A 24,621-nucleotide genomic window follows, 5' to 3' on the forward strand; every position below is an offset into this window, starting at 1 on the left:
ATATAAAGAATAAAACTCGTCATTTGACGAGTTTTTTTTTGTCTAAACGGTTCATGTTTCAACGCTCAACAGGGCATTCATCGTTTGAGTATGAGTAATGTGGTTAATCACCTTTCTTGTTCTTTTGTTCAAGGATTAACGATAACAGGCGAACGAGCAGGGACTGAGCTTCCGGTGAGAGCAATCGCGCTACGGCCGTTAAGTCATTTGCTGTGACATGCTGAACATCACGTACATCTAAAGCAATATCTAGGTCAGTCAAATGAAGCGAACGCAATATGGCACGATATTGTGAGAGTTTAAGATCGGACTCTCCGCGCTCGATCCTTTGATATGTTTTTACGCTCATTCCAGCGATGTTTGCCATTTGCTCACGGGAGAGGCCATTCGATTTTCGTCTTGCGATCAGTGCTTGAATTATTGGGTCTACCTGCATGTGCTCTCCTGAAAGGACAGTTTTGACCTAAACGGAGCAAGAAGTGGACCAGTTTAACCACCACATATTTACCTGCTTTGCAATCAGTATAAAAATAACTGTCTTATAAAAACGTAAATATTTTAGTCAGTTATTAACTCAATGGAAAAGTATCAATCATACAAATCAATAGAAACGAAAGCTTCTATTCGCAAAATGCAACGCATTTTAGATCATTTATTTAGTGAAATTGATCAGCAACATCGTGAGACTAAAGAGAATGTTGTGACACTGATTCAACAGTCACAACAGCGATTGATGAACTACAAAGAGCTTTACCTTCACAAAGAATCGATAAGTGAAGTAGAGCTGCGGATGGCGCATGAAAATATGAGTGAGACTGAGAAGCAGGTCGCCGATATGGGTATTCCAGTGTTAACTTATATCATTGGCGCGCTAGATAAAGCGTATTAACACAGTCGTAAAGTCGGGCGATACAAGATTTATGCAATTTCGATCAATTGATGACATCTAAAAGAAAGGATGCAAATGCTGGGGAACCACACCCAGCATTCGGACACTCATTTACCTATATTTTCGAACCGTAAATCAGTGTTTAGAGGTATGTGAACCAAACAGTGTCGGTACGCAGCGAATAATAGCGATATTGTCCGATCTAGGCTACGTCCTTGGAATCTAACACCTTCACTTAAACTGTAAATTAATCTGTACACCCAGCCAAATTGAGCCATTGAGCACGTTCTTCCTTCTCTTTAAGCGATAAAAGACTAATTAGTGACGAAAAAAACAACACATCTTAGGTAAAAGATAAGAGTTGTTAAAATATATCGCTATAAGATTGACCTTTTGCTTTTCAATCGTCCTGCTTATGCCTTACAATCTTTTCGAACCAAATCCATTCATAACGAATGGGGTTGATGAATTAAGATGAACAATTTTGCTTCGAACCCAAAGTTGCGCACATTTCATCAACGATGACATCGCCAAAAATGACTCTCAAGTGTTCATGTGCAAATGATTAACCACCTTTTGTTGCATGTTTTCTTAGCCATACAGGGCTCTTGTAACATAGTGCTCTTGTAACCAAATTTTGACTAAGTCGGAGCGTTTTGTTGTGTGCTTTAGATAAAGCACAACTGGCGAGAAATTAACGGATTGAATTTAGAGGTATTAACCGTGAACCTAAAACTTGTCGGCAGCTCCCTGATCGTTGCAGGTACTGCTCTTGGCGCTGGTATGCTTGCTATACCAATGGTGCTTGCTCAATTTGGCCTCCTTTGGGGCACTCTTCTTATGTTGTTCATCTGGGCTGGAACGACTTATGCTGCGCTGCTCCTTCTTGAAGCCAGTTGCAAAGTAGGTGGTGGTGTGAGCATGAATGCAATTGCTCGCGAAACGCTTGGTAAAGGAGGTCAGTTGGTAACCAACAGCTTGCTTTACGCCCTGTTAGTTTGTCTATTAATGGCTTACATCATTGGTGCGGGTGATCTGGTACAAAAAGTAACAGCCTCAATTGGGCTTCCAACATCTACGATCTCAAGCCAAGTCGGTTTTACTCTTTTAGTTGGTATCATTGTTTCGGCAGGTACAGGGGTAGTAGATAAGCTGAATCGCGGTTTGTTCCTAGGCATGATCGTAGCGCTGATCCTGACACTTTTTGCGCTTGCACCAAGCGTCTCGTTTGAAGGACTTGATGAGGTTGTGAGCGACGATAAAATGGCACTTATCAAAACCAGTTCGGTGCTTTTCACCAGTTTCGGTTTTATGGTCGTGATCCCATCGCTTGTAACTTACAACAAAGAAGCGAGTAAAACACAGCTGCGTAATATGATTATCGTGGGCTCAACTATTCCGCTTGTTTGTTACCTATTATGGTTGTTAGCGGTTGTCGGCAACCTACCACCTCATGAGCTTGTTCAATACTCCAACGTAACAGAGTTGATATCGGTACTAGGTCAGCAATACGAGGGCTTAGAGTTCATCCTATCCATGTTTACTGGTTTGGCACTACTAACGTCGTTCTTAGGTGTTGCAATGGCGCTATACGATCAAAATGCAGACCTACTGAAAGCAAGTAAGCCAGTGATTTTTGTTACTACTTTTGTGCTACCACTATTAGGTGCTGTATTTGCGCCAGAACACTTCCTAGCTATTCTCAGCTACGCGGGGATTATTCTCGTGTTTCTCGCGGTCTTTGTCCCATTATCAATGACCATGAAAGTGCGCCAAGTGCCGGTAGAAGATGACAATATTTATGAAGCTGGTGGCGGCGCAATGGGAATGAGCATGATCTTCCTATTCGGCTGTTTCTTGCTGTTTGCCCAAGCAGTATAAAATCACGCTAGCTTATTTAAAAACTGAGCCGCTCGTAGTCAAACGGGCGGCTTTTTTGTATTCATAGCCGAACCCAGGCCACTCAAAGTCATCAGCATTTGTGATGTTTGACGTTTCTCTGATAATCACGGTTAGCGCTGACTTTTTAGTAAAACTCCTTAGCGAAAGGCTGACATGTACAGTGATTCACCCTTCTATTATATCGATGTTGATATGAATAAGAGGCTCTGTTGTGTCAAAGCAATTATCTTTTGCCATGGTTGGCGTTATGTTGTCTTTAGGTGTGTTGAGTACAGAAGCGGTGGCTGACCCGAAGCATAAGCATGGACATCGGTACGATCACCATCATGCACATCACCACCATCATAAACACAAGCGCAAGCACAAGCATAAACATAAACACAAACATCGTGACGTTATTTATGTGGAGACCCGACGACCAAGGCGCAGTTACTATTACCATGACCGAATTCCTCGGAATAGTACCTACATAAAGATTGGAGATTTCACTTATCTAAAAGTGGACGACCGCTATTATCGTCGTTCTAATGATCGCTATATCCATGTCGAGTTCAATTAAACTTGAAAGGACACATAGTCGGCGTTCTTGTAATGTTGAGCTTAATAGCACCAACATGGCACATGTAACATCGACCAATACTAGGGTAGAGGGTTAAAAACAAAAACAGCGAGCCGGTGCTCGCTGTTTTCGCTTAAATGAGTGTTAGACAGTAAATCTATTTAAGATTTGATCTTGTTTATGTACATCTTCTTGTTGCGCCTGCATCGCGTCGTTGGTTCGATTTGCCGATTCGGCGACTTGAGTCGATAGGTCTTTAATATTCACCGTATTGTTGTTGATCTCTTCAGCGACAAGGCTTTGCTCTTCCGCTGCTGAGGCAATTTGCAAGTTCATATCTGAAATACGCTGAATCGCGTCACGAATGCGTTGTAACGCACTATTTGCTAAACCCGCTTTTTCAACGGCCTCTATAGCACTACCTTTGCTTTGATGCATGGCATTTGCCACAGATGAAGCGCCAGATTGTAGTTGCTCAATCATAGTACGAATCTCTGTTGTCGACTCTTGAGTACGTTGTGCCAGTGTACGTACTTCATCTGCAACAACGGCGAAGCCTCGGCCAGATTCTCCCGCACGTGCAGCCTCGATTGCGGCATTCAACGCGAGTAAGTTTGTTTGGTCCGCAATATCGTTGATGACTTTTAGAATCGTTTCGATATTAGCGGTAGCAGATTCCAACACTTGTACTTCTTCGACTGCAAGGTCAATGCTATCGGAAAGCATGTTTATCGTTTGTGTCGATTCACCAACGATAGAAGACCCCTCAACCGTTGCTTGGTCGGCTTCTTTGGCTGCACTTGCCGCACCTTGCGCATTATTAGCAACCTCTGTCGCGGTGACAGACATCTCATGCATCGCGGTAGCAAGTTGTTCTAGCTCTTGCAGCTGAGTGTGAATTGCGCCTGCCGAGTCTTTTGCGCCCTCAGCGGTGATTTGAGTTCCGTTTAAAATTTGATCAGAAATACGTTTCGACTCAATGATTTGCTGTTGTAAGTTCTCCATGAACGTATTGAAGTTTGTGGCAAGCTCAGAAAACTCTTGGTCAGTATCTGTTTCGAGGCGTTGTGTAAGGTCGCCTTTCCCTGATGCTACATCTTTAATCGCATTATTTAGCGTGTCCAAAGGACGCATGAGAGTGCGAATCAACAGAGTTAGGGCGATAATAGATGCAATCACGGCAATGATTGAATAAATAATAGCGTTGTTACGGAGCTCTCCTACGGCAGAATAGGCAACCGCTTCATCGATCACCGAACCTACGTACCAGTTCTCTCCAGGAATGTGAGTCAGGTTAACCATGTAGCGGTTGCCATCAATCTCAACATGTTGTGCTGATTGCGTAAGTTCGATTTGTGGGAGGTAGCTACCGACTTTCTCACCGTTGTATTTACTTTGAGGGTGAGCAATGGTTGTGCCATCAGCGGTGACCAGAAATAAGTAACCAGCATCAAACAGATTCACTTGGTTGACCAGATCTGAAAGGGTAGTTAATTCGAGGTCATAAAACATACCGGCTAAAAACTGGCCATTTTCTTTTACTGGCGTACCAACAGAGATGATAACGTTTTTCGAAGACGCATCGACGTACGGATCGGTTACGACCAAATCGCCTTTGCTCTTAGCTGCAATAAACCAAGGACGCTGACGTGGGTCGTAGTCTGGACCCGCATCCCAGCCGTCGTCATTTTCAATCACAAAGCCATTACTTTCATAACCAAAACCGATGGCAAGGAAGCTGCTTTTTGGCGTGGGTCTTTCAAGTATGTTTTGAACATAGCTATGTGAACTGGGATCAAGCTCAATCACTTCAGTAATGGAGCGAGCGAGATCCTTCTTTGCATTCATTTCTGATTGCACAGTGTTACCAACACTGGTCAATATCTCGTTGACACTTGAGTCGATTTGCTCCTGAGTTTGGGAGCGGATGGTCATAACTTGTTGTGTCGACAATAACGACACGGTAATTAGCAGCAAAAATGAAGAGGCTGTGACAACCTTATGTCTGAATTTCATGAGCTTTCCTCTGATTCTCCCGGTTGGTTCCACTTTGCTTTCGCCTCTTTTAAACCGAGCGAATTGGGCATAAAGAGAAACCTATTGTGTTTGGTTATATTTTTATCGACATCTTTGTCAAAAACATGAACTCATTTGTCGTCTTTTTTAACTAAATTTAAACAAAACGATAGTTTACGTTAAAACTTGTGAGTGTGATCATGTTTGCGAGCTCGATTAATGAAATCGTCATAATGAAAAGAATTGCTTAACAAACAGTGGCATTAACTGGCTTTACAGGTGAGGTGATGAAAATTTTGTTGGTGCTGAAAGGTGTTTTGTTGAAGTTTTGTCTTCGTAAATTATGAGCTTTTTACTAAAAGCCTAATGTGGACGGAGTTTTAGGTATAAAAAAGGCCCCGACGATGCGGAGCCTTTGTTAATTGACGTCTCGATTTTAGAAAATAAGATGAGCAACGCCAGCAATCACAGGTAACGTGATTAACGTACGTAAAATGAAAATTACGAAGAGCTCTACAATGTTTACTGGAATTTTGCTGCCTAATAGTAGGGCACCTACTTCCGACATGTAGATAAGCTGAGTTACTGACATTGCTGCAATAACAAAACGTGTCATTTCGTTATCGATTGAGGCCGCTAAAATTGCTGGAATAAACATATCTGCAAAGCCAACAACGATTGTCTGTGATGCTGCAACAGCTTCAGGGACTTGCAGTAGCTCTAGGTATGGGATAAACGGTTGACCCAGAATTGCAAATACAGGCGTGTATTCTGCAATCACCAATGCGACGGTACCAAGACCCATCACTACAGGTAGTACGCCAAATACCATGTCGACTGCGTTGTGTACGCCTTCTTTAAATACAGACTGAACCGATGTGACTTGACCAGCACGCTTAAGAGCTAGATCCATACCCCAAGAGAATGTGGTGTGGCCTTCTGGCACTGCATCTGCGTCTTTATCTGGGTTGCTGCCGTCAATGTAGCGATCTTTCTTCAGACTAAGCGGAGGCAGGCGAGGAATGATAATCGCAGCTACGATACCAGCTAGACAGATAGCGCCGTAGAAAGGCAAAAATAAGTGCTCTAGTTTTACCTGAGCGATAACAACTAAGCTAAACGTGATCGATACTGCTGAGAAAGTGGTCCCGACAACAGCCGCTTCACGCTGAGTATAGAACTTATTTTCGTATTGCTTGCTGGTTAGCAAGATACCAACACTTCCGTCGCCTAACCAAGATGCCATACAGTCAATTGCACTGCGGCCAGGTAGGTTGAATACCGGACGCATTATTTTACTGAGTAACGCACCAAATAGCTCCAGAAGACCGAAGTTCAAAAGAAGCGGAAGCAGTAAACCCGCGAAAATGAAAACGGCAAACAGAGTAGGTAGGAGACCAGTAAGAACAAGCCCGCCAGTGTTCTCTTCCCAAATTGCTTTTGGACCCACTTGGAAAAACGTCATTAACACGGCAGCGCCGCCGATTAAACGAACAACGAGCCAAAGTGGAGATGGGTTGAAGAGACCGTTTAAAAAACCATTACGTAAAATTGCAGCTGGCTTAAAAATTTTGCAAAGAACAGAAGCAACGGCCATGAAAGCGATGATACTGGTGACGATAGCAATCAAGGTATCGCCTAACACCGCTGGGATGACTTTTGCCATCACTGCAACGGGAATGGTTAGGCCGCCATCGTAAGAGATCGGAGCCATAAAGAGTAGAAGACCAATTAGGGAAGGGATGAAAAACATCCAAAAGTTGCCCTTAGGAGCTTCAGTAGCATTAGTGGTGTTATGCATAGTTGTCTCGTGTTACTACTAGTCAATACTTGCCATTTCCATGACATAAATATTCACTAAACATCCGTATTTAATCACAGTTTTGCGGAGGGTACCCGCAAACTGCATCCATTGCAATACTATTCATTAAATACATCTAGTTATTCAGCCGATTTGTCGGGTAATTGGTCAAATAACGTCTAAGTGTATGCGAATATGTTGCTTGTGTTAGAAAATTGTAGCACGAGAGGCGAATTGCGCAGTGAATTATGGGGCGCATTGTGACTGGAATAATAAAATGGTAAACAAATGTGATTTTGATCTGACTAACTTCTTAGCCAGAAATTCAGTTAGCCTTATCTATTCTAAGGTTTTTAGTGGTGTCAAAATACCGTTCAGCGTTTCTTGTACCGTTGCAGTGTGAACCTATTGAGCCAAATCCGATTGAAGCATGTCGCTTCAATCGGATCGAAATTTTATGCTTTTTGTTGACGGCTAAGTATGTATAGGTAACTCCAGTAAATCAGAGCCGTAGAAAAAGCCAATATTGCTGGGAAAACCAGCGTATATAAACCATATACCGTAAATAGAGCCGCTCCCGCGACGCCGCCAAACAAAAAGCCAAAGAAAATGAATAGGAATAATTTTGCTTTACGTCGGTCAAATTGACGACCTCTCAAGCTCTCTCCAATCATAATCCCTAGATCGGTGATGATTCCGGTCATATGTGTGGTTCTGACTACTGCGCCGCTAAACGTGGTGATCATTGCGTTTTGTAATCCACATGCTGCTGATGCTAGATATTGGCCGTACAAATCCCCTTGCACCAAAAAGCCCAAGCTGAGTAAGAGCAAGCTCCCTTCTATGCACAGTGCAACACCATATCTTCGCCCTAGTTTTAACGCACTGCTTTCAATAAAAAAGCCGCTAAAGGCAGCGCCAATCAAAAAGCTAAATACGATGAAGAGCAGGTGAATGGAGCTATCCACACCTGTTAGCAAGCTGTTCCCTAGCTGAGTTACGGTTCCCGAAAGATGAGTTATCGCTTGGTGTTGAAAGCCGAGAAGACCAACGGCGTTGACGCAGCCCGCGAGAAGAGCTAGTAGAAACGCGCCATATTCCACCCAACGAGGAAGTCTGGAAATCACAATAAACCCCCACCAAATATTAGGAGCCGATTATAACGCTCACACCGAGTTACGAAACCCTTTACAGTAAAACTCGATTGATCATTCTCAAAAAAATCTCACTTATAGGGCGGTTGTCCGAGCCAAAATAAATACGTGAACGCGGATTGCTCGCTAGCAGATGTGTTCCGTTGTGCATTCGAAACTCACCCACCCGTGTTTCATTTGTTCATAGACTGAAACGGTAGGTTGGTGGAACTCTTTATCGGTAAATAGACCGACGGGAATGATCATGATTTCTGGGTATGCAGAAACAAACAACCTCATTGTTGTGCCGCAGGATGGACAAAAGTCATACTGAACCTCACCGCCATCATCGCCAATTCGGGTATAGCTAGTGACTTCACCGTTTAAAGTGACGTGCTCTTTTTCAAAGCGAGCTTGTACCCCAAAAACACTGCCAGTTCGTTTTTGGCACTCGAAGCAATGGCAGACAGACGTGTGGGTGGGCTCTCCCTTACAACGGATCTCAACTAAACCGCAGGCGCACTCGCATGTATGAATGGTTTTTGTCATCGTGATTACCTATTTGTCCCAATACACCAATAGACCTAGAGCACAGAGCTTATGTCACTAGCTCGTTATGAGCTCTGGACTTGAAACTATTTGGATACAATCAGTTTAGTTTAATTTTGAAACACTTGAAGAGGTGAAATCATTTGGGTATACAATGGTATACTCGCTTTTCGTTTATACCTTGAAACAAGGAAGTCTTCATGACTCACAAAAAAATCCTGCCGATACCACTTATTCTACTTATTCCAATCGTTTTATTGGTTGTGGTTGTGATCGCGGGTGTTTATCGCTTTAGTTTGTCTGATGACGAGATCATGGCTAAGTTTCCTCAAACAGAAGTAGAAACTAACGTTATTGTGCAAGAGACGCTTGGCATCACTGCACGTAACCCTTGGACGATCCAAGTACCCGAGCAGGGTGCGGTCACTTTTCTTGATGAGTGGGATAAAGAAAACGGCTATTTGATCGGTGACTATGATGCAGGTGTGACGAAAGGTGAGGTACTTGTTCCAACTGCGTCGATTAGCCAGCGTGAGATTGAAGGTGTTTCATGGGTTGTTGCACCGATGATTGTAACGACACAAGGTAGCGGTTCGTTTAACTATGTTGGCTTGTTCAAGTTTGACCCCGTGCCGAGCCGAGTTGTCCTTTTAGACAGTATTTTTGTTGGTGACCGCGTGAAATTTACTCAGCTCGAATGGAAAAGTGATACAACTATCACGCTTTCATATTTAGCGCACGGTGACGATCAAGCAATGGCAGACAAGCCAAATCAATTCAATTCATCCACATTACAGCGTGTAGGGAATAACTTACATATGCAACAGTGATGAATTTTTTTTGAGTTCTGTAAAAATTCAGTATTTTCTGCGCTAGATCTCGAAATTTCCTAGTGATTTCTTATTCGGGAATGCATAAGCTATGAGCCTTGTTTGAAAGGAGATAGTAATTCCCGTGTCTACAAATGAAATTACAAGACGGTTGCCGAATCTGACAAGTCGTAGAGCGCTGCTGTTATACTCCTTGCCAGTTTTAGTTGCGATTGGTGTTTCTCACTCTCTCAAAGAGTCATCTTTAACCAAAACCATCGCATTGAACCTACCTGAATCTCAGGTCGTTGAAAAAATTCTTGATGCGACAACTGCCGAAGTTGTCACTCCCCCGAACTTCGAATATCAAATCCAAGCAGGCGACAACCTAAGCACTATTTTTAGTCAGCTCGGTTTCGGTTACAGCTCGTTAATGAAAGTAATGGAAACGGATTTGAACTACTTGGCACTTGATACACTTAAGCCGGGCAATACGCTCCGTTTCTGGCGTGATGATGCAACAGGCGAGTTAGCGAAAATGGAACTGCAATTTTCTATTGCAGATAAAGTGGTCTACAAGCTGAATAGTGATGGTAGCTATGACTTTACTGATATTTCCATTCCTGGCGTGTGGAGCCAAGAACCTTTAGTTGGCGTTATTCAAGGCAGTTTTTCTTCTTCTGCCAGTCGTTTAGGTTTAACGTCGGCGGAAGTGAGTCAAGTCGTAAGCTTACTCAAAGAACAACTTAACTTTGGACGTGATCTTCGTGCAGGTGATCGATTTGAAGTTGTTCGTCGCTCACAAAGCATCAATGGTGTACCAACAGGTAAGAACGAAATTGAGGCGATTAAGATTTATAATCGCGGCCGCGAGATCACCGCTTACCTTCATACTGATGGTCAATTCTACAATGCCAAAGGTGAAAGCTTACAGCGCGCATTCCAGCGTTACCCTGTAAGTAGTCGTTGGCGTATCAGTTCTGGCTTCAACCCTAATCGTTTACATCCAGTAACGGGGCGTGTTGCGCCGCACAACGGCACTGACTTTGCTGTACCAACCGGTACACCAGTCGTTTCTACTGGTGATGGTACAGTGATCATGACTCGTAAACACCCATATGCGGGTAACTACGTGGTTGTTGAGCACGGCAGCAAATACAAAACCCGTTACTTACACCTAAGTAAGATTTTGGTGAAGAAAGGGCAAAAGGTTTCTCGAGGCCAGCGTATCGGTCTTTCTGGTAAAACAGGTCGAGTGACTGGGCCACACCTTCACTATGAGTTGATTGAATACGGCCGTCCAGTTAACGCTATGCGAGCAAATATCCCAATGGCGAGTTCTGTTCCTAAGAAAGAGATGGCTACTTTTGTCGCGAACAGAGATGAAATGGATAGACTATTACGCGATAAAGAGAAAGCAGTGCTGTAATAAAGTACTTCGCTTAAAAAACAAAAAGAGACTAAGCATAGCTTGGTCTCTTTTACTTTGTGCATTAACTAGATTTGAATTCTATGACAGCAGTCTGTTCAGTACGTTAGGCACTCCGCACTTCACGTTCATTTATCAGGTGTACGATTTCTTCAACACTGTGTGGACGAGAGTAAAAATAACCTTGGATGTAGTGGCAGCCCATTTCAATTAACTTTTGTAGTGCTCTATCGTCTTCTACGCCTTCGGCAATCAAATCCACATCAAGCAGCTCTGCCAATTGTGCTATCAAAAACACTACTTGTTCAGAGGTTGTATTTGAGAGCATGTTCTGCACAAAGGTAGCATCGATTTTGATGCTATCAATCGGATAATTGTGTATATAGTTCAAGCTTGAGTATCCCGTACCAAAATCATCCAGTGCGACTTTAAAACCCAAGTATCGCAACGAGTTAAGTACCATCTGTTCACGGCCACTTTGTGAGAGTAAGACGGTCTCGGTGAGCTCTATAACAAAGTCTTTTGCTTCGTGCTGATACTTTTCAACCATGTTGGTTAAGTGATTAATATAACGGTTGGAATCAACCAGCTCATACGCTGAGCAATTGATGGAGAGTTTGACTTTATAGCCTAGGTTCGCTTCGAGTTCTTGCTTTGCGATACACGCGAGTTCAATAATCCGTTCACCTAACTCGATAATCAGGCCTGATTGCTCGGCAGCTTCAATGAACTCCGCTGGAGAGATATTTCCATAGATATTGCTATTCCAACGAGTCAAAATTTCAAAGTAATTCCAGCGGTCGCTCGTGATATCGACGATCGGTTGAACCACTACATACAACTCATCGCTGTCTTGTATATCAGTACTTAGCTGGATTCGCATTGCCTCAATAAGCTGCGTCCTACGGTGGTATAACGCACTAAGGTGTGTGTCGTAATGCTGAATCCGTGTATCGCGGTGTTTTTTACAATCTTTGAGAGCGAGACTGGCATTCAAAATCAGCTCATCGCTGTTCAACATATGTACTGGGGCACGTGCAATACCAATACTAACGGTGAAAGAAATCCGGTTAGATTTGTCGCTGTAGCCGCTTTCAATTTTGTCGAGTACTTCCTGACACACGGCGACAGGATCTTCGTCGTACGTGATGAAGGCGAATTCATCTCCTGCAACACGGAACGCATTGTTTGGCGACGACAAGCTCTGTTGAATGGCGTTAGCTGTGAACTTAATGATTTGGTCGCCGATATAGTTTCCGTTGATATCATTGATCGATTTGAAATTATCGATATCAAGATACGCCAAACTGAATGGGCGAGTCGCCTGCTGCGTTAATGTCTCCAAGGTATCAGCTAAACAGCTACGGTTGAGCAGTCCAGTTAGGTTATCATGCGATACCTCATAGCTAAGCTGATTAAGAAGCTTATCTGAACGTTCACTGACCCACTTTTCACGTAAGCTATGAATAATGACATTGGCATAAAATCGGTGGAAGTCGAGGATATCTTGCGCTTCTTTCGCGTGGATGCTTCGGGTAAAGGTAGACAGTAAAATTCCCAGAACTTCGCCATTTTGTGTCTTCAATGGCAGGCCAATGTAAGCTTGAATGCCATCTTCTTGAAACATCTGATCTTCAGGAAAACGCTTGTATACCTGGTCTTGATAGAAAATATGTTCGCCAATGTCTTTCGCCACTTTTTCACAGGGGGTGCCTGAAAGGTGGTAGCTTAGGTTGTCTGTAATTTTTCCATTGCTGGCGAAGGAAATGGTATGAGCCGAATGCTGAAGATGCGCAACTTCTACAACGCAAGTGCAATGGCTCTGCAAGTGTTGATGAATATCTAACGTGACTCGGTTTAGCTGAGCCGTGCCGTTTAGCTTCAATATCTCATCAATTTTGTGGAAACTGATTTGTACCTGACCCATCGAGCATTTCACCTAGCGTTGTTATTAACATATCGTGTAAGACACGACGAATTATTATTTGATATGCATCAAATAAACTATCGGTTACTAAGGCAGATTTTTCAAATTTTGTGAACGAACAAATCATTATTTTCATGTTTTTATGCTTGAACCTTTTAAAGGTATAGCGATAAAAACGCTAAGCTAGGCGCGCTTCTCCTCTTCTAATCGTGATTTGAGATAATCGAGGAACAGCTTAGTCCGGGTATGCTGATAATCCAGCTTTGGATAGTAGGCATATACAGTGGCTTTATCCGCTGTGATATCGGGCAGGATAGGGACTAACGCGCCGGATTTGAGATCATCTTTGATCATGACGTTGTTCGTCATCAAAATACCCATGCCTCTTTTGGCACCATGAAACAGCGCTTCTGGGTTGGTCGTGGCAAAGTTACCGGACAAGCTGATACGTTTGCCTCGATTTGTTTTGATTTCTCGTGAGGGTTTTTCTCCCCAAATCAGGACATTATGCTCTGTCAGATCCTCAACGCATTGTGGTGTGCCATATTTCTTTAGGTAACTAGGCGCGGCGTAAAACTGGGCTTTATGTTCGAAAAGTGCAGTAGCTTTGAAACTTAGAGAGTTCAGTTGCTCTAATTCCCGGCTAATAAACAGGTCTAAGCTTAGCTCTGGCAATTGGCCTGGTAGCGTTGTTGTTAATTGAAGTGTGATGTCTGGATATTTCTCAAGAAAATCATCAAGATAATGAACTAGAAACTTGGAACCAACGGCTAGCGTTGCCCCAATCTTTAATAGCCCCGCTGGTGATTGGTTGACTGAACGAGTTTCATCTAATACCGATTGCCATGAATCAAGCTGACTTTTTGCTCGTTGATAAAACAGCGCACCAGCTTCAGTTTGGCTAATTGAGCGGGTCGTACGTTTGAGTAGTTGAACGCCAATTTTATCTTCTAGCCATTGAACTCGCTTACTGATAGCTGAGCTGGTGGTATTGAGTTTCCGCGCTGCTGCATTAAAGCTACCTTCTTCGACCACACGAATATAACTCTTCACGCTTTGAATCCAGTCCATTGTATCTCCTTGGGAATTAATTCCTTTCCAACTTAGCTGATTATCATCTTTGAGTATCAAATATACACTGTTTGCCATCAATCTGTCGCAAAGTAGGAGGAACGTTTGCGTAAAACACCATTGTTATTAGCGATGATGATCATTGCCACAGGCCAAGTTGGCGTTAGTATTTATCTTCCTTCTTTGCCATTGATTGGTCATGACTTGAATTTGCCGCAACATTCGATTCAGAATCTCGTCACGCTATTTCTCGTTGGCTTCGGTATCTCTCAGCTTTTTTACGGCCCATTGTCTGATGCGATTGGTCGTCGGCCGGTCTTTATTCTGGGGCAAAGTGTATATCTAGTTGGTACGGTTATTTGCATCGCGTTTTCGGACAACATTGTTGCCCTTGAAGCGGGACGGTTACTGCAAGGCCTAGGAGCGGGCAGCGCTTCGGTACTTGGTCGGTCAGTACTGCGTGATAGTTATGACGGTATGCAATTAACCAAAGCGCTATCTTATATTTCAGTCACTGCTTCAGCGATGCCAATTATTGCTCCGCTGTTTGGTGGCTGGATTGCTTTTCACCTGAGTTGGCATGCTGTCTTCGTGTTTGTGCTGATTTACTTAATGGCAATTTTTACACTTGGTTTATTGGTGCTGCCAGAAACGCTGCCTTATCCGAAGAGAAAATTTAAAGTAGGCGAAGTAAGCGCGAACTATTTGCGTCTGTTAACGAATACACAAGTGATTGGTAGTGCGAGCTACAACTGGCTTAGTTATTTATCGGCTCTGGTTACGCTCTCCTTGTATCCATTTTTAATGCAACAAGAGTTAGGATTAACGGCGGCAGATTACGGCTCGTTGATGATCATACCGTCAGTTGGTTTGCTGACGGGTAGCTTAGTGCTGAATTTGATCAATGCTCGTTACAAAGCTCAGCAAATCTTGCTGATGAGTTTCGCGATTGTTGCTGTTGCTGGCTTCATGTTGTTGGTTACCCCCTTCAGTGTATTTTCATTGCTGACGGCATTCACGTGTTTAAGTTTTGCCCAAGGCATGTCATTCCCAGTATCGATTAGTTTGCTACTCTCGCCACATAAGCAACAGGCAGGCGCGGTTTCTGCGTTATCTGGCTCTATTCAAATGTGTTTAGCAGGTTTGTTTGGTGGGTACTTAGTAGACTCATGGGTTACGAATCAGCAGCAGCTTGGGGTGTTTTATTTGTTTATTGCGTTACTTTCTTGCTTTGTTCTTGTACTAAGCCAATTTCGTAAAGTGCCAGAAGGGACGGTTCAAGCAGAAACTTCCATCTGAATATACTTGCAACCAGAAGGTCGGCTTTCTAAAATGCGCAGCTAAATTAAGTCTGGCTTGTTGTGTATACTGAATGACTTGGTTTGAAAGGAAGAGGGCGAACCTTGATACTTCTCTCAAGCTTGGAATACATTTCTGCCCAATGGCTATCCGATCTCTAATCGTTAGGTGAAAGAATGCAACAAAACGAATTTGAAACACTGGTAAAAGAAATTACTCAGCAAGAAAGCATGCCAAAGGCACTTGAAATCTTGAAGGCGTGTGAGGAAGAAGAAGTTGCACAAGCGGCGCAATCCCTAACGGGTCAGTTTGGCCTTGCAGAAGTTGATGGTGAGAAACGTATTTACCATATTACCACTCAAGAAGATGAGTCCGGAGAAGAGCAAGAATACGTAGAGCACGTCATGAATGAAGGCGATCACTTGATCAAGTTTGCAGCGTGGTTCTTTGAAACATTCTTTGAAATCAAACAGAAAGATACGTACGTCGCAGCGGGTAAAACATACCAACAACCTAAGCGATAGACGCTCATTTCAAGAAATCCACGAAAACCAAGCTGAAAGTTAATTACAAAATAAATGTGACTGGAGTCTTGTTTTTATCTAGTTGTGGTGTAAAATTACAACATAGTTAAGTCAATACATTCAGGAGAAGGTCATGGGTAACGAACTTGGTGGTGCTTATATTGGCCAGATGATTGCAAAAGACGCGATGCACAAAGCGCTTTACGGTAAAGCGAAGAAGAAAAAAGCTTCTGTTTTTGCTCGTGTTATTAAAAAACTGGCGAAATAATTTAAAAAGCCCTGATTGAAAAATCAGGGCTTTTTGCTTTTCTCTGTTTTGTTGTTAGTAAGTAGCCAACATATTGCACAACATTGGCAAACGCTACTCAAAGACTGATGACATTTAAATCTAGAATTACGCGGATTGGCTTGGTATCTCCACAACATTGTTAGGCACTTTATCTAGCCCCTTTGCTGATAACCACTTTTCTAAATCGTCAGCGCCTCCAACATATTTTCCATCTAACCAGATTTGCGGCACTGTTACCGGTGTTTTTTCGCCAATGATGGCTTTTACTTCAGGAATCATACGGTATAAGGCGGCGCTGTCTTTAACTACATCATGGTACTCATACTGAACGCCAGCCTCGTCAAGTAATTGTTTGGCTTTGACACAGTAAGGGCAAGTTGCTTTACCATAAACAATGTTGCCTTTTAGCTCATCGCGTTTTACCCACTCAGCAATAACAGACTGTACAAGCACACCCCGATTCAATGCTTCTCCTTGGCTGATAACTTTCCCTTCGACAAGAAGAATGGGTGCATGCCAAGCACCAGCTTTTAATGGTTCCCACCAGTGCGATAACCAATCTTTTACTTCAAGTTCAACGGGCACATCGGCTAGTTCGTTTTCAAAAGTATCCTTTAAAATATCTTTGGTTAATGTACATTCACCACAAGGAATATTGACTTTGAATGGGCCCCAACTACCAGCCCAGCGATACAGTGTAATTTTGATTGGTTGACTCATATGGGTTCCTCATTTCCTTTCCTGAAAATATAGAACTTTTAAATTAGATTTTTCTTTCAACTAACTTTGTCTTTTTCGCTTCCCAATGCGTAATAAACGCAATAGATGCAATAATAATCGCAGCACCTAACCATAAACGACCAGGTGGCACCCAACCAAACACCAACCAACCAGCAACAACATTCAAAGGCAGTTTGGCGTGATCAAATGGTTGCACAAATGAGGCGTCTGCTACTGCATATGCTTTAACGATAGCCCATTGAGCGAGTGCTGTAAGTGCACCTGCGGCTAAAAGCACACCCCATATCGTCCACGTATCTGGCATAGTAAACGTCGGTATCGCTAACAAGATATTAAATGGCGTTATCAGCAGTAATAAATAGACGACCATGGTTGATGGCGGATCGTTTACCGACATTTTTTTAACCATTAATGAATACGCTGCCCAGAAAAATGCGGCGCCAACAGGGAGCAGGGTCGCCCATGTAAATGAGTCTGCCCAAGGCTCAAGAATGATCATGGCACCAACAAACCCCGTCAATGTCGCTAACCAGCGTGCAGTACCTACTTTCTCTTTGAGTAACAAGCCAGAACCAACTGTGGCAAATAACGGAGAGGTCATGAGAAGTGCAATGCCTTGCCAAATTGGAACTGGGTAAGCGAGAGCCCATAACCAAAGTTGAATCCCGATAACAGAGAGAAAAATGCGGAATGCATGCCAGCCAAAGTGTTGGGTTCTTAAAGAACGTCTAATCCCAAGTGTACGTAGGTAGGGCAGAATAACAAATAAGGCGATTGCATATTGGAATAACGCAAATGTGGTGGAGGAGACACCAAAGTTGATGCTAGCAATTTGGGCGAAGCTGTTCACTATGGCGAATGCCAAGCCAGCTGTTAGCATCCAGGACGCACCTTGAACAGGATGATGATTCAATTGAAAAATTCCAGTTTGATAGAGGTGGCGGGATCATACGTCCTATTGTTTTTCGCGCCAATAAAAAAATGCCTCCCAGAGGGAGGCGACATTACCAATTCAAAGGACGTGCCTGTTATAACAGGTACAAAGAACGAGAAGCACAAACGCTGCCATGCATTTGCATAAATAATATTGCAGAACACGTGCCAACTTTTATATGTTTGATTTTAAATGGTTTTTTGTTTTTTCTATGTTGTCGATTAGATGAAATGCACTAACTTAGTGATCAATCGCATTAAAAGAGGGCAGAAGTAGGCGTCGTTACGGTCGTTTTTCATTGCTGAGCGATGCTTGGATAGTGTGAAAACTTATCGAGTTGTGTTGGGTTAAATAAAAAATGGCCAGCAAAGGTGCTGGCCAAGTGGACTCGCTCTTAGGACAAGAGTGAATTAGAAATCGTAACGTACGCCTAGGCGCAGTGTATCTTCGCCTTCTGTTACTAGACCTGTTGTTGCATCTTTTGCTTCATCAAGTTGGTTGATGTAGTAAGACAGGTAAGTACGGAAGTTGCTGTTTAGTTTGTAGTAACCAACAAGCTCGATACCTTCAACGGTGTCGTACTTTGAACCGTTGTCTGGATCATTCTCTTGAGCTGTGTATAGAGCTGCAAGTGTCACTTTGCTTGCTACTTTGTAGCTTGCGACTAGCTCGTAAGCCGTAAAGTCTTCAGAGTCAGTCAGGGAACCTTGAGAATAAGTACCTGCTAGGTAAAGGTTGTCCATCGAGTAAGCGATACCACCTAGAATTTGATCTTCAGAGTTATCTTTATCTACATCGCCACCAGAGTATGCAAGACCAAAGTCGAGGCCCATTGGTAGTGAGTACATTCCAGAGATGCCGTATTTATCTTCGTTATCGCTAGAGTTTGCTTGGTAGGTTGCTTGAAGTTGTAGTGCATCAAACGCACCACGGTATGCGAAAACGCTGTCTTGCTTATCAGAAGACGAATCAATAACTTGCTGAACACCAGAGAATTCAGTGATATCCGTCATGTCAGAGATGATGACTGCAGCCATGTCTTGACGACCTACAGAGAAAGCACCGATATTAGAGTCGACGCCTGCATACATGTAGCGGTTTTTGAATTCACTCTTGCCCGTTTTTTGTTCGGCTTCGTAAACACCGAAAGCAGAAAGGCCGTTGCCGATGTCTGTTTTACCTTTTAGGTTAAGACGAGCACGGCTTTTATCTTCCATAGAACCTTCAACTTCAGCACCGTCTGAACCGATGAAGTCACCACGAAACTCAACGCGGCCGCCAACTTTTAATTCAGTACCGTCGTTTTTGTATACAGTTGCTGCGAATGATGGTGCTGATACCAATGCTGTAAGAATTGCAGTAGTTAGTGCTGCCTTTTTCATTTTCTTATTACCCTAGTTGTAATCGATGGGCTTTCTTGCCCGATGTGTTGATGACGCTAAGGTAAAGGCTGAAAATGAAAGATAGATTTCTGTTAAGTTATGATTTGATTGCACTTTTATTGCTGGCGAGAATAAGTGCCCCTTCTCATACCACTTATAAAAAGAAAGGTTTATCTTTTTTGAGGTTTTTTCCTCTCCGTTAAAGACTGTGTTTTTTTCAAAAAGTTCCTGAATTGTTTCTTGACCCTAAATGTAAGTAAACATTTCAATTTGGCAGGGGGGGTTGGCCTAAAAATAGCGAATCATCAGCTATTTGTGAGCTAACTCTCTCTAAAGCATTTCTTATTGTAAGGTTTTTATTTCTCGATTTCTTGAAGGCTAAGTAAACGATTGCTTTTTAGGTTTTGTCTGAGATCTTTTCACTCGGTTGTCAGGAACTAATCAAATAAAGTGTCGGCAGTTGTTACACAAAGGTAAAACTAACCTGGTGGAAACGATGCCTCGGATAGCCTTTGTATTCCTTTCTTTGTTCATCATTTCGTTTTTACGAAAGTGAACCAAAGCCGGGTCTAAAACTGACTAACCAACTAATAAGTAATGGATTTAGAAATGAATAAAAAATTATTAGCAGCGGCAATCGCGGCAGCAACCTTCGGTACTCAAGCAGTTGCAGTGGAACTATATAATAACGATGGCACAACATTTTCGATGGGCGGCCACGTTTCTGTTAATTTAAATGGATCAGAGCAAGGTGACACGGATGTGGGTACTAACTCTCCTCGTATCAATATCTCTGCGACACAGGATTTGGGTAATGGCTTCACCGCAGACGCACGTGGTGAATGGGCGCTAAACTACTTAGACGGTGGTGAAGAGTCGTTTAAAACTCGTCTAGGTTACTTAGGTATAACGCATGAGGTTTATGGTCGTGCAGTAGGTGGTACGCAATGGTCACCTTACTACGATGTCGCAGGTATTGCAGATATGCCAATCGCGTTTGCCAACGACTTCATCTATGACGATCATGGAAACCTTGGCACTGGCCGTGCGGATAAAATGCTTTCTTACCGTAATGCCATCGAGCTGGGTGAAGCGGGTGTGATCAACTTTGGTCTTGGTTGGCAGGGTGCAAACGATGATTACACGCGCAACGATGCTGGAGTTATAACTGGCGGTGCTAAATACGATGACCGTGTGCAAGCTGCGCTTTCTTACTCAATCATGGGCGCTAAAATCGGTTACTCTTACAATGGCGGCGATTTCCAGCACCCTGCATATGCAGGTAAGCACACGGCGGAATCACACGTTGTATCAGCATCTTACGGTGCGTACGGCCAAGGCCTATTCCTTGCTGCGGTTTATGGTTCAAACGAAAACATGAACTTCAGTGCAAAAGGCGACCGTTTAGAAGAAAGTGATGCGTACGAAGCGATCATCGCATACGCTCTAGCAAACAGCCTAAACTTGAGTGTTAACTATGAGATGGTGGAAGGTAAAGAGTTTAAGAGCTCTAAAACAGAAACTGCTCGTGAAGAAATGGCACTACAAGCCGAATACAACTTCACGCCTAAATTTGTTGGTTACGCGGGTTACCAGTTTGACCTAAATGACGACAATGGTCGTGAAACTGATGACAAATGGGCGTTAGGTGCTCGTTACTACCTATAATAGGGTTTAGCGAGAACTATTATTCAAGCTCATTGATCTAAAGCCAGCCTCGTGCTGGCTTTTTTGTCTATTTGTTTTACAAATACTTTGCTGTTTCAATTAGATGATACAAAACTCAAAACGGGGTGAATGTCTTATTTTTTACACTAGAGGTTGCTATTTAGTGTCGTTAAGTCAATAGGTTAGATTATGATGGGATTTTTGTTTTGCAGGGAAGAATGATGAGTGTTATTCAAGTTGAAGAAAAGAAAGTAGAAGTGGGTAAAGTGCTTTGTGTTGGACGAAATTACGTTGAACATATTCATGAGCTTAATAATGCAATGCCTGAGCAAATGGTGGTATTTAATAAACCCGCAACTTCCGTATCAACAACTCTGCGTTCATTCCATCAAGAGCCCCTTCATTATGAGGCTGAAATCTGCTTTTTGATCAAGGATGGACGTTATTCAGCGGTTGGTTTGGGATTGGATCTGACCAAGCGTGGTTTGCAATCCTCGCTTAAAAATCAGGGGTTGCCGTGGGAGCGTGCTAAGGCATTTGATGGCTCTGCTGTGTTTAGTCGGTTTGTCTCTTTGGATAACATTGATATCAACGATCTTAACCTTGAGCTCTTAATTAACTGTGTTCGTGTACAAAAAGGTCACGTTAACCAAATGCTCTACCCGCCGCTAACTATCCTGGATGAATTAACCAGTTACACAACACTTCAAGATGGCGATGTAGTGATGACTGGTACACCAAAGGGCGTTGGTGAGGTACATGAAGGTGACATCTTCCTTGGTCGATTAAAGTGTGGCGATGTCACCTTGTTGGAGATTGAGTGGTTGGCGGATTAAAGCCAAATTCGTAGAACGAGAAATACCACCATACTGATAACCGTCGTTAAAAGAACATTTTTAGTAAAATACGCGATTAAAGCAGCCAGTACGGCAGCCAGTAAAAATGGGTTTTGCACATTGACGCTGAGCTCCCCATCGGGAATGAAAACGATAGGTGCCCAGATCGCAGTCAGTACTGCTGGGCTAGCGTAATTGAGTACTTTTTGAGTGCGCGTCCCTAATCGCAATGGTAGCTTGGGTTCTAAAAACAAGTAGCGGCTGGTGAAAACAAGTACCGTCATCAGTAAAATAGCCAACATGATCATTAGCGTTTCTCCTTTACTTGTTCCACAAAGTAACCAGTAAGCATGGCTAAAATGCTTGAAATCATCAAACTTCCCTCAATTTGATAATAGGTTAGGGCAACCGAGCTCACCAAAGCCACAAGAACACTCGCGAGCACCGCTGCATTTTTAATAGTCGGAACTACAATTGCGATAAAAGTTGCGGCCACAGCAAATTCCAAACCCATTTCGTTCAGTTCAGGGATTAGACTTCCCGCAATAATGCCCGTCAATGTCGCGACATTCCAAAACAGGTAAAAACTCAGACCAGCCCCAAGTGCATACCAGCGATTAAATTGTTTATCGGAATGGTGGCCTACAATCGCAAACAGCTCGTCAGTAAGTAAGAAGCCGAGTGATAATCGCCATTTTAGAGGGAGCGGTGAAATTTTACTGCGCATCGATACACTGTAGAGGAAGTGTCGAGAGGTGATAAAAAACGTTGTCAGTAACATGGTCACTAGACCTGCTCCCGTTTTAATCATTCCCATCGCGACGAGCTGTGCAGAACCTGCGAACAAAATGGCGGATAGTGCTTGTCCTTCCAAAGGGTGAAGCCCAGTATCAATTGCGAATGAGCCTGCGAGTAAGCCCCAAGGGAGCACTGCGATACTCAGAGGCATCATCGCAAGTGTACCTTGCCAAAATAGCGTGGCTTTTGATTCTTTTTTTAACGGCAAAGTGTGGTCCATAGTTTCTTCTTATTTATTCCTAAATCAGATTACCAAGATAGCTCGGTAGTCGCATAACGCCTTGTACAATATTGCTGCTTTAGCTGTGACGGACGTATTGGCCGGGAGTGACGCCCATGGCTTTTTTAAAGTGTCGATGCAGATGGCTTTGATCATGGAAGCCGCATTCTTGTGCCACGTCTGAAATTTTTTGTCCCATTTTTAGTAGCTTCTTCGCCATACGTAAACGTTGCTGAATTTGATAGGCATGAGGCGGAAAGCCAAATTGCTTTTGAAATTCTCTCAGCAGATGAAAAGGGCTTAATCCAGACAGCTTCGCGAGTTCTTCTAGTGAGACGTCCGTTTGTGGAAAGTCTTCCAAAAATTCTCTGACGAGCTGCACTTGTCGCTGAGCTCTGGTTGATTCTTTCAGTGGTGCCCGATGAGTGCTGTGTTTACTGGCTAGCTTGATCAACGTGCCGTAAACCAAAGTTTCTCTCAATAAACGGTTGTCTGATTTTTCTAGTGTTTCAAATACCAATCGTAACTGACTAGCCAGCTCAGGATCGTAAACCACAGGTTGAGGGAAATAGGGCAGAGCTACATTTGGTGAACCAAGCTCTTGTCCTAAAGTTTGAAACTGCTGAGGTACGGGGTACATTGCTTTGTATTCCCAGCCGCCTTCCGAGGCTGAATGCCCGTTGTGTACTTCATCTGCATTAACAAGGATGATGCTATCCTGTGGCGCGATATGATTCCCGCCCGTCCTAAAAAATTGTTGTGCACCTTTTTCGATGACACCAATAGTGTAACCTTCGTGGCTATGGCGTGAAAAATTCTGCTTCTCATACTTTGCATCGAGAAGCTCTAAACCTCCGAGCTCTTGAGCTATCTTGAAGGTAGCGATTTCCTTATTCTTTTCTTTCATCTTTATCCGGTCTGCTCAAGAAAATCATTTTAGAAGTGTAACGGATCCATCGTGCTTATTTTTGTACAAAATTGCTATTCGATTTTGATAAACAGGCGAATTGATTGCTATTTATCATATGGGCAAACTATGATTTTTATTTTTTGAATTATCTTGGCTATTTTGGGCTGGATGATGTCATTTTGTTGGTATAACATTCGCCGCCTTGTTGTAGAAAAGCGGTTCCATCATGATTGATTTATCTGTACTTCCTGTTTATCTCACCGCAGTAGTGGCTTTGTTGCTGTTACCAGGGCCCGATATGTTGCTGATAGCGAGCTCAAGTATGAGTTACGGTAAGAAGGTCGGTCTTTTTGCTAGCTTAGGCAATGCGACGTCTGGTGTTATTCTTACTTTGCTTGCTGCAATGGGCGTATCTACCCTGATTGCCATGAGCCCAATAGCCCTTAAAGTCCTTCATCTACTAGGTGGCGCTTACTTGTTAAAAATGGGTTGGGACTGCTTACGAGCTGAGGCATCTTCGGCTCCAGAGCTTGATGGTCAAAATAAAATGGCATCAACTTATTATCAACGTGCTTTGATGAGTAATTTGCTCAACCCTAAAGCCTTGGTCTTTTTTGTGATGTTTTTGCCTCAGTTTGTCTCAAGCAATATCACGGCATCTTCTGGTGAGCAGATGCTAGCGCTAGGGTTATTGTTGAACGTTCTTGGCTTGTCATTCAATTTATTACTTGTTGGGTTAGCAGGCACATTGGGCAAAGGGCTGCTCGAGAACGAAAAATTCCGCACGTATCAACATAAACTAATGGGGTTAGTGTTTGTTATTCTGGCGTTGTGGATGCTGAGTAGTTTCGCCTTGTAAAGTTATCATATTCCATCAGAAAGCCAGCAATTGCTGGCTTTTTGTTTTAGGATATTGGTGTTTCCTAAGGAGAGGA

The 24,621-nt window shown here is 43.1% G+C and carries 24 protein-coding genes; 11 read left to right on the plus strand and 13 right to left on the minus strand.

What is annotated here, in order from left to right; genetic code table 11:
• Positions 1-103: 103 nt before the first annotated feature.
• Complete coding sequence (locus R7E51_RS05555; protein WP_005375470.1) at positions 104-436, minus strand: helix-turn-helix transcriptional regulator; 333 nt, start codon at positions 434-436, stop codon at positions 104-106.
• Positions 437-577: 141 nt separating this feature from the next.
• On the opposite strand from R7E51_RS05555, the gene R7E51_RS05560 reads away from it, so the two are divergent.
• The 3 genes from R7E51_RS05560 (at position 578) to R7E51_RS05570 (ending at position 3,350) form a co-directional block, all read left to right on the plus strand.
• Positions 578-889: a hypothetical protein gene (locus R7E51_RS05560; protein ID WP_005375472.1), complete on the plus strand. Its 312-nt coding sequence runs from the start codon at positions 578-580 to the stop codon at positions 887-889.
• Positions 890-1,612: 723 nt separating this feature from the next.
• Entirely contained in the window at positions 1,613-2,770 is a 1,158-nt protein-coding gene (locus R7E51_RS05565; protein ID WP_017821614.1) for an amino acid permease, read from the plus strand.
• Positions 2,771-3,002: 232 nt separating this feature from the next.
• A complete protein-coding gene (locus tag R7E51_RS05570; RefSeq protein ID WP_017821612.1) occupies positions 3,003-3,350 on the plus strand; it encodes a hypothetical protein in 348 nt (115 codons plus the stop codon).
• Between the two features lie 144 nt (positions 3,351-3,494).
• On the opposite strand, the gene R7E51_RS05575 is transcribed toward R7E51_RS05570, so the two are convergent.
• From R7E51_RS05575 to R7E51_RS05590, 4 genes are all read right to left on the minus strand, one after another.
• Positions 3,495-5,366 carry a methyl-accepting chemotaxis protein gene (locus tag R7E51_RS05575; protein ID WP_017821611.1) on the minus strand — a complete coding sequence of 624 codons (1,872 nt, stop codon included), beginning with the start codon at positions 5,364-5,366 and terminating at the stop codon, positions 3,495-3,497.
• 436 nt (positions 5,367-5,802) lie between these two features.
• Positions 5,803-7,167 carry a YjiH family protein gene (locus R7E51_RS05580; RefSeq protein WP_017635848.1) on the minus strand — a complete coding sequence of 455 codons (1,365 nt, stop codon included), beginning with the start codon at positions 7,165-7,167 and terminating at the stop codon, positions 5,803-5,805.
• A 455-nt stretch (positions 7,168-7,622) separates the two neighbouring features.
• The gene (locus tag R7E51_RS05585; RefSeq protein WP_005375484.1) at positions 7,623-8,294 is read right to left on the minus strand and encodes a YoaK family protein; all 672 of its coding nucleotides are present in this window, start codon (positions 8,292-8,294) and stop codon (positions 7,623-7,625) included.
• A 153-nt stretch (positions 8,295-8,447) separates the two neighbouring features.
• Positions 8,448-8,849 (minus strand): GFA family protein, encoded by a 402-nt coding sequence (locus R7E51_RS05590; protein ID WP_017821610.1) that lies wholly within the window; start codon positions 8,847-8,849, stop codon positions 8,448-8,450.
• 200 nt (positions 8,850-9,049) lie between these two features.
• Here R7E51_RS05590 and R7E51_RS05595 point away from each other — a divergent pair, with 200 nt between their 5' ends.
• Together R7E51_RS05595 and R7E51_RS05600 are read left to right on the plus strand one after the other, a co-directional pair.
• Positions 9,050-9,679, plus strand: coding sequence for a hypothetical protein (locus R7E51_RS05595; RefSeq protein WP_206957799.1), 630 nt, complete (start codon positions 9,050-9,052; stop codon positions 9,677-9,679).
• 124 nt (positions 9,680-9,803) lie between these two features.
• Positions 9,804-11,087 carry a peptidoglycan DD-metalloendopeptidase family protein gene (locus R7E51_RS05600; RefSeq protein WP_025768471.1) on the plus strand — a complete coding sequence of 428 codons (1,284 nt, stop codon included), beginning with the start codon at positions 9,804-9,806 and terminating at the stop codon, positions 11,085-11,087.
• A gap of 106 nt (positions 11,088-11,193) precedes the next feature.
• Here the strand turns inward: R7E51_RS05600 and R7E51_RS05605 are convergent, their stop codons facing one another.
• A complete protein-coding gene (locus tag R7E51_RS05605; RefSeq protein WP_005375494.1) occupies positions 11,194-13,014 on the minus strand; it encodes a putative bifunctional diguanylate cyclase/phosphodiesterase in 1,821 nt (606 codons plus the stop codon).
• A gap of 183 nt (positions 13,015-13,197) precedes the next feature.
• Positions 13,198-14,085, minus strand: coding sequence for a LysR family transcriptional regulator (locus R7E51_RS05610; protein WP_017635852.1), 888 nt, complete (start codon positions 14,083-14,085; stop codon positions 13,198-13,200).
• Positions 14,086-14,190: 105 nt separating this feature from the next.
• On the opposite strand from R7E51_RS05610, the gene R7E51_RS05615 reads away from it, so the two are divergent.
• The 3 genes from R7E51_RS05615 to R7E51_RS05625 all read left to right on the plus strand — a co-directional run bounded on the left by R7E51_RS05615 (position 14,191) and on the right by R7E51_RS05625 (position 16,176).
• Positions 14,191-15,384 (plus strand): multidrug effflux MFS transporter, encoded by a 1,194-nt coding sequence (locus R7E51_RS05615; protein ID WP_053303775.1) that lies wholly within the window; start codon positions 14,191-14,193, stop codon positions 15,382-15,384.
• A 176-nt stretch (positions 15,385-15,560) separates the two neighbouring features.
• Positions 15,561-15,908 (plus strand): hypothetical protein, encoded by a 348-nt coding sequence (locus R7E51_RS05620; protein WP_005375501.1) that lies wholly within the window; start codon positions 15,561-15,563, stop codon positions 15,906-15,908.
• Between the two features lie 133 nt (positions 15,909-16,041).
• On the plus strand, positions 16,042-16,176 hold the full coding sequence (locus R7E51_RS05625; protein ID WP_017635854.1) for a hypothetical protein: 135 nt from the start codon (positions 16,042-16,044) through the stop codon (positions 16,174-16,176).
• A 126-nt stretch (positions 16,177-16,302) separates the two neighbouring features.
• Here R7E51_RS05625 and R7E51_RS05630 read toward each other — a convergent pair whose 3' ends face one another.
• The 3 genes from R7E51_RS05630 to R7E51_RS05640 form a co-directional block, all read right to left on the minus strand.
• Positions 16,303-16,917 (minus strand): glutaredoxin domain-containing protein, encoded by a 615-nt coding sequence (locus R7E51_RS05630; RefSeq protein WP_053307846.1) that lies wholly within the window; start codon positions 16,915-16,917, stop codon positions 16,303-16,305.
• A gap of 43 nt (positions 16,918-16,960) precedes the next feature.
• Positions 16,961-17,818 carry a DMT family transporter gene (locus tag R7E51_RS05635; protein ID WP_005375542.1) on the minus strand — a complete coding sequence of 286 codons (858 nt, stop codon included), beginning with the start codon at positions 17,816-17,818 and terminating at the stop codon, positions 16,961-16,963.
• A 464-nt stretch (positions 17,819-18,282) separates the two neighbouring features.
• Positions 18,283-19,254, minus strand: a complete 972-nt coding sequence (locus R7E51_RS05640; protein WP_206957798.1) for a porin — start codon at positions 19,252-19,254, stop codon at positions 18,283-18,285.
• Between the two features lie 609 nt (positions 19,255-19,863).
• Between R7E51_RS05640 and R7E51_RS05645 the strand changes: the two genes are divergently transcribed.
• Both R7E51_RS05645 and R7E51_RS05650 read left to right on the plus strand, forming a co-directional pair.
• Positions 19,864-20,922 carry a porin gene (locus tag R7E51_RS05645; protein WP_042521502.1) on the plus strand — a complete coding sequence of 353 codons (1,059 nt, stop codon included), beginning with the start codon at positions 19,864-19,866 and terminating at the stop codon, positions 20,920-20,922.
• A gap of 221 nt (positions 20,923-21,143) precedes the next feature.
• Complete coding sequence (locus R7E51_RS05650) at positions 21,144-21,758, plus strand: fumarylacetoacetate hydrolase family protein (protein WP_017635857.1); 615 nt, start codon at positions 21,144-21,146, stop codon at positions 21,756-21,758.
• Here R7E51_RS05650 and R7E51_RS05655 read toward each other — a convergent pair.
• The 3 genes from R7E51_RS05655 to R7E51_RS05665 form a co-directional block, all read right to left on the minus strand.
• Positions 21,755-22,066, minus strand: coding sequence for an AzlD domain-containing protein (locus tag R7E51_RS05655; protein ID WP_005385193.1), 312 nt, complete (start codon positions 22,064-22,066; stop codon positions 21,755-21,757). The genes R7E51_RS05650 and R7E51_RS05655 overlap by 4 nt on opposite strands.
• Positions 22,066-22,776, minus strand: coding sequence for an AzlC family ABC transporter permease (locus R7E51_RS05660; protein WP_025768466.1), 711 nt, complete (start codon positions 22,774-22,776; stop codon positions 22,066-22,068). The genes R7E51_RS05655 and R7E51_RS05660 overlap by 1 nt, the downstream gene beginning before the upstream one ends.
• Positions 22,777-22,855: 79 nt before the next feature.
• The gene (locus R7E51_RS05665) at positions 22,856-23,683 is read right to left on the minus strand and encodes an AraC family transcriptional regulator (protein ID WP_005385198.1); all 828 of its coding nucleotides are present in this window, start codon (positions 23,681-23,683) and stop codon (positions 22,856-22,858) included.
• A gap of 229 nt (positions 23,684-23,912) precedes the next feature.
• On the opposite strand from R7E51_RS05665, the gene R7E51_RS05670 reads away from it, so the two are divergent.
• Positions 23,913-24,545 carry a LysE family translocator gene (locus tag R7E51_RS05670; protein ID WP_005375522.1) on the plus strand — a complete coding sequence of 211 codons (633 nt, stop codon included), beginning with the start codon at positions 23,913-23,915 and terminating at the stop codon, positions 24,543-24,545.
• Positions 24,546-24,621: the final 76 nt, after the last annotated feature.

The organism is Vibrio sp. Vb1166, from assembly GCF_033338695.1.
In the GTDB taxonomy this organism is placed as follows: Bacteria; Pseudomonadota; Gammaproteobacteria; order Enterobacterales; family Vibrionaceae; genus Vibrio; species Vibrio alginolyticus.

Excerpts from the sequence above, each read along its gene's own strand:
- R7E51_RS05555 (WP_005375470.1), bottom strand. The coding sequence starts at position 436 with ATGCAGGTAGACCCAATAATTCAAGCACTGATCGCAAGACGAAAATCG.
- R7E51_RS05560 (WP_005375472.1), top strand. The coding sequence starts at position 578 with ATGGAAAAGTATCAATCATACAAATCAATAGAAACGAAAGCTTCTATT.
- R7E51_RS05575 (WP_017821611.1), bottom strand. The coding sequence starts at position 5,366 with ATGAAATTCAGACATAAGGTTGTCACAGCCTCTTCATTTTTGCTGCTA.
- R7E51_RS05580 (WP_017635848.1), bottom strand. The coding sequence starts at position 7,167 with ATGCATAACACCACTAATGCTACTGAAGCTCCTAAGGGCAACTTTTGG.
- R7E51_RS05590 (WP_017821610.1), bottom strand. The coding sequence starts at position 8,849 with ATGACAAAAACCATTCATACATGCGAGTGCGCCTGCGGTTTAGTTGAG.
- R7E51_RS05595 (WP_206957799.1), top strand. The coding sequence starts at position 9,050 with ATGACTCACAAAAAAATCCTGCCGATACCACTTATTCTACTTATTCCA.
- R7E51_RS05605 (WP_005375494.1), bottom strand. The coding sequence starts at position 13,014 with ATGGGTCAGGTACAAATCAGTTTCCACAAAATTGATGAGATATTGAAG.
- R7E51_RS05610 (WP_017635852.1), bottom strand. The coding sequence starts at position 14,085 with ATGGACTGGATTCAAAGCGTGAAGAGTTATATTCGTGTGGTCGAAGAA.
- R7E51_RS05620 (WP_005375501.1), top strand. The coding sequence starts at position 15,561 with ATGCAACAAAACGAATTTGAAACACTGGTAAAAGAAATTACTCAGCAA.
- R7E51_RS05625 (WP_017635854.1), top strand. The coding sequence starts at position 16,042 with ATGGGTAACGAACTTGGTGGTGCTTATATTGGCCAGATGATTGCAAAA.
- R7E51_RS05630 (WP_053307846.1), bottom strand. The coding sequence starts at position 16,917 with ATGAGTCAACCAATCAAAATTACACTGTATCGCTGGGCTGGTAGTTGG.
- R7E51_RS05635 (WP_005375542.1), bottom strand. The coding sequence starts at position 17,818 with ATGCTAACAGCTGGCTTGGCATTCGCCATAGTGAACAGCTTCGCCCAA.
- R7E51_RS05640 (WP_206957798.1), bottom strand. The coding sequence starts at position 19,254 with ATGAAAAAGGCAGCACTAACTACTGCAATTCTTACAGCATTGGTATCA.
- R7E51_RS05645 (WP_042521502.1), top strand. The coding sequence starts at position 19,864 with ATGAATAAAAAATTATTAGCAGCGGCAATCGCGGCAGCAACCTTCGGT.
- R7E51_RS05650 (WP_017635857.1), top strand. The coding sequence starts at position 21,144 with ATGAGTGTTATTCAAGTTGAAGAAAAGAAAGTAGAAGTGGGTAAAGTG.
- R7E51_RS05655 (WP_005385193.1), bottom strand. The coding sequence starts at position 22,066 with ATGATCATGTTGGCTATTTTACTGATGACGGTACTTGTTTTCACCAGC.
- R7E51_RS05660 (WP_025768466.1), bottom strand. The coding sequence starts at position 22,776 with ATGGACCACACTTTGCCGTTAAAAAAAGAATCAAAAGCCACGCTATTT.
- R7E51_RS05665 (WP_005385198.1), bottom strand. The coding sequence starts at position 23,683 with ATGAAAGAAAAGAATAAGGAAATCGCTACCTTCAAGATAGCTCAAGAG.
- R7E51_RS05670 (WP_005375522.1), top strand. The coding sequence starts at position 23,913 with ATGATTGATTTATCTGTACTTCCTGTTTATCTCACCGCAGTAGTGGCT.